Below are 7,296 nucleotides of genomic sequence, written 5' to 3' on the forward strand. Positions count from 1 at the left end.
CCGCACTTCCTCCCCTCTCCCCCCGGGAGAGGGGCCGGGGGTGAGGGCCGCAGGCGACGCAGATTTCACCCAAGGCTACCGCACCCACTTTACCGCCACGCCTTGGACAGTGCTGTATCGGCCACCGCTCAATCACCCGAAACCGCGCATTCTCGGCAGCCAAAGCGCGGTGGTCACCGGGCCTGCGGGTGAAGAGATTCACTGCGACGAATACGGCCGGATCAAGGTGCAATTCTTCTGGGACCGTGAAGGCCAAGCCGACGACAAAACCAGCTGCTGGCTGCGCGTCAGCTCAAGTTGGGCCGGCGACCGTTATGGCGGCATCGCCATCCCACGGGTTGGCATGGAAGTGCTGATCACCTTCCTCGAAGGCGACCCCGATCAGCCGCTCGTCACCGGCTGCCTGTACCACGCTGAACACGTGGTGCCCTACGCCCTGCCGGCGAACAAAACCCGCAGCCTGTTTAAGACCCTCAGCAGCCCCGGCGGTGGCGGCTATAACGAGCTGCGTATCGAAGACAAAAAGGGCGCCGAACAGATCTACATCCACGCCGAGCGCGACTGGGATGAAAACATCGAGCACGACCAGAAAATCCGCATCGGCAACGAACGCCACGACACAGTCGAAGCCAACAGCTACAGCGAATTCAAAGCCGAAGAACACCGCACCACTCATGCTGACCGCAAAAGCGAGATCAAAGCCAACGACCACCTCACCGTCGGCAACAACCAGCACATCAAAATCGGCACCGGCCAATTTATCAACGCAGGCCAAGAGATCCACCTGTCCAGCGGCCAGAAAGTCGTACTCGAAGCCGGCAGCGAACTCACCTTCAAAGCCGCCGGCAGCTTTATCAAGCTCGACGCCAGCGGCATCACCATGGTCGGCCCGATCATCAAATTCAACTCTGGTGGTGCGCCGGGCAGCGGGTCGGGGGCGGCACCGGTATTGCCGATCATCCCCAAGCCTGCTGATACCGCAGCGACCGGCGAAAGAACCGGTAAGGCCAATATCAACCCGCTGCTGCCACTGGCGAGCCTGAGCGAGCTAGGGCCACAACAACTGATTATCGATGTATGGGGCGACCCTGCCTTGGGTGGCCAAGTACAACTGCTCGACCCGGAAGGTGACGCATGAGTGAGCTAAAGGATCAGCCCATCAAGCAGGGCACCCGAAAACGCACGGAATACGACAATGCACGCCGTGCGCGATTGGCGCTGAACATCGAGCGCGCCGATGGTGGGATGCTGCTGATTCCTGTCGAATCGGACATGCGCAGCAACGAAGAAGAGCCGGAAATTCAGCAGAATACCTTTCTCGCTGTGGTGCCCATGGCGCGCCTGCCCGGCCATGATCAGCACAATAAGGCGCCGAAAGGCGCACTGCCCCGTCCCGGGCGCATTTACGTATTTCAGAATGGCAAACTGTGGCGTGAATTGGAGTGCGACGGCCAAGGCAACCTGTCGGACGTGGATGTAGCCCATTGGCGCAAGCTGGCGACCCAGGGTAAGCCCGCCGATAATCGAATAGCGGTCGGTAAACCACTGGCGTTAACGCTGGTACCCATGCTGCTGCAAGGACGTTTTGTCGGCGACCAATACACCATGGCCTATAGCGAGATGGCCTGGACATCGGAGTACATCGCCTGGTTGGAAGCCAGCAGTGGTCGGGTCAAAAATCGCTGCCAGAATATAGCGCCGGCATGGTCCGCGGCGGTTGTCGGCGGCGAGCAATGGAAGCCGACCCAGGCGATGCCGATTGTCGTGATAGATAAGCAAGCCGAGGGGCTTAGGCCGCGTGACTTGCATATTGAATGCGCATTGCGCGACCCTGCGACTTTTACTCCGGCAATGACCGCATTCAATCCCCAAGAGCTGTTTGTCGAGCTGCATAAGCAACAGCAAGCGCTCGCCGGGCATATGGGGGCTGCCGCCCCGGCTGCGGTGCCAGGGCTACCTGCTGGCAAGGATGTTCTCGCAGAAAAAAACTTGCGCGGCTATCCAAAACTGGTCGGCTTCATGTTGGACGACCCATTGTTCGAGTTGCGCCATGCGGTTGAGCAGTCCCGCCTTGCAACAGAAGCCTTGCAAACCTATAACGCCCTGGTGCCATTCCAGCCGTTTGGTCGTTACGCCGAAGTGCTGCATCAATGGTCGATGCCAAGCAACGCGCCGTTGGCTGACCTGCGCGAGCATATCGATATGGCCGCGCTTGAGAAAACCATGCTGCATACCAAGCGCCAAAGTGCGCGCGAGGTTATTCATCGGCAGCTCAAGCGAACCTTGGCACTATCGCAGAGCAAATTGACCGCTGTATGGAATGATTGGGTCTACAGCAGCGATGAGCGCTTGCTGGAACCCTACAGCCTGCTGATCGATATGCTGGAAATGCTCAGTCGCCTCCCTCAAGGCAGCGATGCACGCAGCACCGAGGCCGAGGATCGCGCACTTGCGCAAGCGGTGGAGCGCCTGATCAGGCAGCTGGCGGATGCCAATCATCCGCTTACCCGTGCAGCCCTGGCCGACCAAAATGGAGCGCTACCAGAACTAGCCAAACGGCTGGCAAAGCTGGCAGCGACAAACCGGGCCATCAAGCCGGAGAATTTGGGTATAAGTTCCTTGGCAATGTTCGCCGGCCTGGAGAGCCAGCAATCAGCCAACTATCAGTACGCGGCACAGAACCTGGCTCTGGCGGTAGACGAATGGCTGAGTCATCTGAATAAAGCTGTGCTGTTGACGCTCAGGCAGCTGCGCACCAACGCTGCCACCGTCCAGTTGGATATGCAGCGACTCTTCACGCCGACTGTGGGTCTGCTGAGCAAACTGCATAGCCAGGCCAAAACGATCAAGTTCATGCCCCAGGGCGAAGCCCTCGCACAGAATATGGTGGTGCTGGGCGTGCATGGAGGTGGCCTCAGCTTTGGCTTGACGCCCAGCGAGCGCACCACCTTGACCCGCCAGAACTACCTGTACGGCAACTTGCAGGGACGCGGCGGCAATGTACTCGCCACCACCAGTGGCAAGCTGGCGGAAACCAACCGCTTCGCCAGCAAAGACCTGGGGCGGTTTATGGTCGTGGCCGCGCCAGCCAACGATCCACTGGTGCAAGAGTTGAACAGCTGGCGGCTCAGTGCCGCCAACTTGGGCCGCGCAGGACAGATCGCCAAGTCGCCGGTATTGCCGCTCTTCGCCACGTTGATGGCTGCTTACAATCTGCACGTGAATACCATCGGTGCCAAGGCTTTGATGGAAACAGATTTCGCTAGGTTTACCGTTGGCTACGTGTCTGCATCTGCAGATCTTTTCTTCGCTTCAAACAACGTTGCGCTAAAAATCATAGAAGGCTCAGGCGTCCGCTCACCCTGGTATGCGCTATGGGAAAAGGGCCGCTTCGACGTCTCGCGGATATCGGAGCGCTGGGCAAGCAACCTCAGTAAGCGCACGGGCGGTAGTACTTGGCTCAGCGTCTCAAGGGCAGGCTCATTCGTGGCGATGGGACTGACTTCTGCACTATTTGTTTGGGACGCCAAACGCGCCTTCGACCAGGGCGATAAGGATGTATCCGTTGCCAATGCCATTGCCGCATCCGGCGCGGCCATGTGGGCGCTTTATACTCTTGGGGTGCTGGCCAGTCCCTGGGTACTGGGCGCGGGTATCGTGTTGTTGCTGGGCGGCGCCGTTGCTGCGGCGCTATTGGTAGATGGTGCAATCGAGCAGGCGATCAAGCACGGTCCATTTGGCAAAGAGCGGCGTCTGCCGCATATGAATGACCCCAGGGTTGCCTATCAGCAACTGCTCGGTGCTATCGGCCAACCTCAGGTACGCATCGAGCGCCTGGAAAATTGGCAGAAACGCGCCCCCGCGGAGGATCAGGCGAAGCTGCGGGCTTCAGAAGCCCAGGGTAATAGCGACCTCGACCCGCTGGACTGGGTAGTCGAGCTGCAATCCGGCCTGCTGAGCCAATATCCCAGTAATCAGGGGTTTACCCTGCGGGCGTCCGAACTTAAATTGGAGCGCGGCCACCACAGCGGCTGGCAGCGTAGACCGCCCAAGGTCATTTCTCAGGAAAAGCTTGGTGCCGTCGTGCTCAATGGCGGTCGCGTGCTCTACGTACTGCCTCATCAGCACCGGCCAGCCTTTAACCCTTTGGCTACCAGTCAATACGCCCTCAAGGTGCGTGCGCAGTTTCGCCTTAGCCATCAAGCGTGCCGAGCCGGCGATCCTTTTCCGGCGTACGACGACCTGATCCTGCCGCAGCCGAGCCCACGCCAATGGGCGGCTTTCAATCCAGTACTGCTACCCAAGGAAGACGAGGTGATGGATGACGTACCCTATTGGCTGATCGAACAGAGCGACTACCGCAAACTATGAATGCCCCCTTAATAGAGCAAGGCCCTTATACGGCTAGTGCCTACAACTCCACCGGTATTCCGGCCCAGCCGCCGCATAAATGGAGGCAGGATGCCAATCGCAACAATCTGCGCCGCACCCAGTTGCGCTGGGGGCACTATGCCAACTTGCAGCCCTGGCAGATGGTCGATATGCAGCTACAGGCCAAGGAGCATACCTTTGTCGAGCGTACAGGGGATGCCGAACTGTATTGCGATCAGCAGCGCTGGCGCTTCGAGAATTTCAATAAGCTGCTTATGTTGATTCCAGGTTTAAAATTTGCTGCCTTATTCGCAGTGCCTTGGATCTTCTGGGTCATGGTGGTCGGCACCGTATTGTCTGAAGGAATAAGTAAATCGCTGACCGTAGCTTCTCTCGTGGTAATTCCCGGATTATTGATGATAGGAGTTAGTGGCTGGCTCTATTGGGGAAAGAGTTTAAAGTCCTACTTGATTCAAGTGGGAGCTGGCTTGGCCACGGCTCTGTTAAGTACAGCATTCAACTACAGCACATCTGGTTATGACGCCGACCTCTTTTGGATGTGTGGGGTCATGGCCTTTTCCATCTTTATGGGCGTGGTCGGTTTCGACTTTCTGCTGGATCTGTATTTGCGCCTATTTAAATACGACGGCAGCGAGTTCAGCAGGCAAACCGGTATGGTGACCATCGCTCGGCGTTTCCGTAAGCCGTTTGTGGCGCCTTTCTATGAGTTCGACGCCACCATGGAGTTGCGCCCTGGTCCCCATGGCAGCGGCGGCATGGCGCTGTGGCTGCATCACCGTTATGCCGATTGCGAGATATTTCTCGGGGGCAAAATGCATCCATTGGGGCTTACTCCGGAAGAAGCCCTGGCCTTTTGGGACTGCCTGCAACGCTATATGGATATAAGCCAGCCACTGCCCGAACTGCCGGTACTCGAACAGTTCCGCCACCTTGACCCAGTTACCGCCGAGCACGACCGGCAGAGCAAGCGAGAGCCGCGTTACTGGCGTGATATGCCTTACCGTGCTTGGGAAGGCCGAGGGCAATCGGAAACGATGAAGCTCAATCAGAAATACCCATGGCAACAGCAACCCTGCATCCTCCAGGCCAAGATCGACCCCAGTCTGAGTATCGAAACTTATTATCGCAGCCAAGAAGCCAGGGGCATTAATGCCACACCCAAGGGAGATGATTTCGATAACGTCCACCGACCACTCTGAGTTGAACGCCAAGACTGATGGACCAAGTTGGCACATCGAAAGGGAAATAGGGGACAGACCACGATTATCCCCGTCTGGCCTAATCTTCTAGCGCCATTCTATGGAAAAGGAGTTTCCATATGCCGCGTCGAGCGCGTGTGCTGTTGCCGGGAGTCACGTTGCACCTGATTCAGCGGGGGAATAATCGTTCGGCCTGTTTCTTCGCGGAGGAAGATTACCTGTTCTATCTGGTGCACCTTGCGGATCAGGCAAGAAAGCATGGCTGCGCGATCCATGCGTGGTGTCTGATGACCAATCATGTTCATCTGCTGTTGACCCCGGCCAAGCCAGAAAGCGCCGGAATGCTGATGAAGGGGCTTGGACAGCGCTATGTGCAATACATCAATCGTACTTATCGTCGCAGCGGCACTTTATGGGAAGGTCGCTTCCGCTCCTGCTTGATGCAGGAGGACAGTTATGTCCTGGCTTGCTATCGATACATTGAGATGAACCCGGTGCGGGCTGGAATGGTGGAGCATCCGACGGAATATCGTTGGTCGAGTTATCGGGCGAATGCCCAGGCCGAGCAATCGGCATTGATCACGCGACATTCTTTGTACCAAGCGTTGGGCGAGGCAGATGGGGCGCGTGCGGAGGCCTATCGTAAGCTGTTTCGGCATCAGCTTGATCCTGGCTTGGTAGATCAGATCCGTTCGGCTACTAACGGGAACTATGCACTTTGCAGTCCAATATTTACGGCAGAGGTGGAGCGAGTGCTGGGTCGCAGGGTGACTCCCGGGAAGCCAGGACGACCGAGGCAGGCTGCTGAGGCTGACTGAAATCGTGGTCTGTCCCCTATTTTGTCCACGGCAACTCAACAGGCTTTCTGGGCCGATGAACAAAGTAATCAGAACTAAGAGGCTGCACCTGCTATGAATACGGCTGTCACCACCCACTATGCCGAAGGTGCCTATGACTCCCGGCATATCCCTAATCAGTCGCCGCAGGTCCATAAGCATGCAGGATTACTGACAACAACTTTGGCTTGGGGTAATACGGAAGATATAGCACCGTTCAGTTTTGTTGATGAATACTCACCAGAACGGCTACGGGATTTGGAGGAAGATGAACAAAAGAATCCCGGCATTCGGCAGCGCAATGAAGCCATTTTTCATAACTCCTGCAACCATCTTTGTTACCGGCGAGCACATGTATCGCTTTGGACGCAAATTTGGGTGTATCTGTGGAGTTTAGGTAAAGGCTTCTTTTTCGTTGGCCTCGGAATTTTATTATTTATCCAAGTTCCTTTAGGGAAATTCTGAAGAAGACTTCCTGATTTTGGCAAAATACCCCGGATTCCACCCGCTGAGTTTTCCGATGAAGCAGATGACCTTCGCCGATGCCGAGTACGCCGGCAAGCGCAAGCAGACCCGCAAAGAGTTGTTCCTGATCGAGATGGATCGGGTTGTGCCGTGGAAGGGCTTGATTGCCCTGATCGATCCACATTATCCCAAGGGTGAAGGCGGTCGCCCGGCGTACCCGTTGATGGCGATGCTGCGTGTTCATCTGATGCAGAACTGGTTTGGCTACAGCGATCCTGCAATGGAGGAGGCGCTGTACGAGACCACTATCCTGCGCCAGTTCGCGGGACTGAACCTGGAGCGTATTCCTGACGAAACCACGATCCTCAACTTCCGTCGACTGCTGGAGAAACACGAACTGGCTG

6 protein-coding genes are annotated in these 7,296 nt (G+C 56.9%); all 6 read left to right on the top strand.

Annotation, left to right across the window (positions count from 1 at the left end; translation table 11 throughout):
- Positions 1-1,138: type VI secretion system tip protein TssI/VgrG (tssI, locus tag Q8M42_RS05630; RefSeq protein WP_305283633.1), on the top strand; the 1,138-nt coding region annotated here is incomplete at its 5' end.
- Entirely contained in the window at positions 1,135-4,371 is a 3,237-nt protein-coding gene (locus tag Q8M42_RS05635; protein WP_304865889.1) for a hypothetical protein, read from the top strand. The genes tssI and Q8M42_RS05635, both read left to right, overlap by 4 nt.
- Entirely contained in the window at positions 4,368-5,591 is a 1,224-nt protein-coding gene (locus tag Q8M42_RS05640; protein ID WP_304865892.1) for a hypothetical protein, read from the top strand. Before Q8M42_RS05635 ends, Q8M42_RS05640 begins: the two co-directional genes overlap by 4 nt.
- Positions 5,592-5,710: 119 nt before the next feature.
- Positions 5,711-6,409, top strand: coding sequence for a transposase (locus Q8M42_RS05645; protein ID WP_304865895.1), 699 nt, complete (start codon positions 5,711-5,713; stop codon positions 6,407-6,409).
- Positions 6,410-6,502: 93 nt separating this feature from the next.
- Entirely contained in the window at positions 6,503-6,892 is a 390-nt protein-coding gene (locus Q8M42_RS05650; RefSeq protein WP_304865896.1) for a hypothetical protein, read from the top strand.
- 55 nt (positions 6,893-6,947) lie between these two features.
- The coding region (locus Q8M42_RS05655) for a transposase (RefSeq protein WP_305283638.1) at positions 6,948-7,296 on the top strand (349 nt) is incomplete at its 3' end.

It is taken from the genome of Pseudomonas sp., assembly GCF_030684895.1.
Taxonomy (GTDB): Bacteria; Pseudomonadota; Gammaproteobacteria; order Pseudomonadales; family Pseudomonadaceae; genus Aquipseudomonas.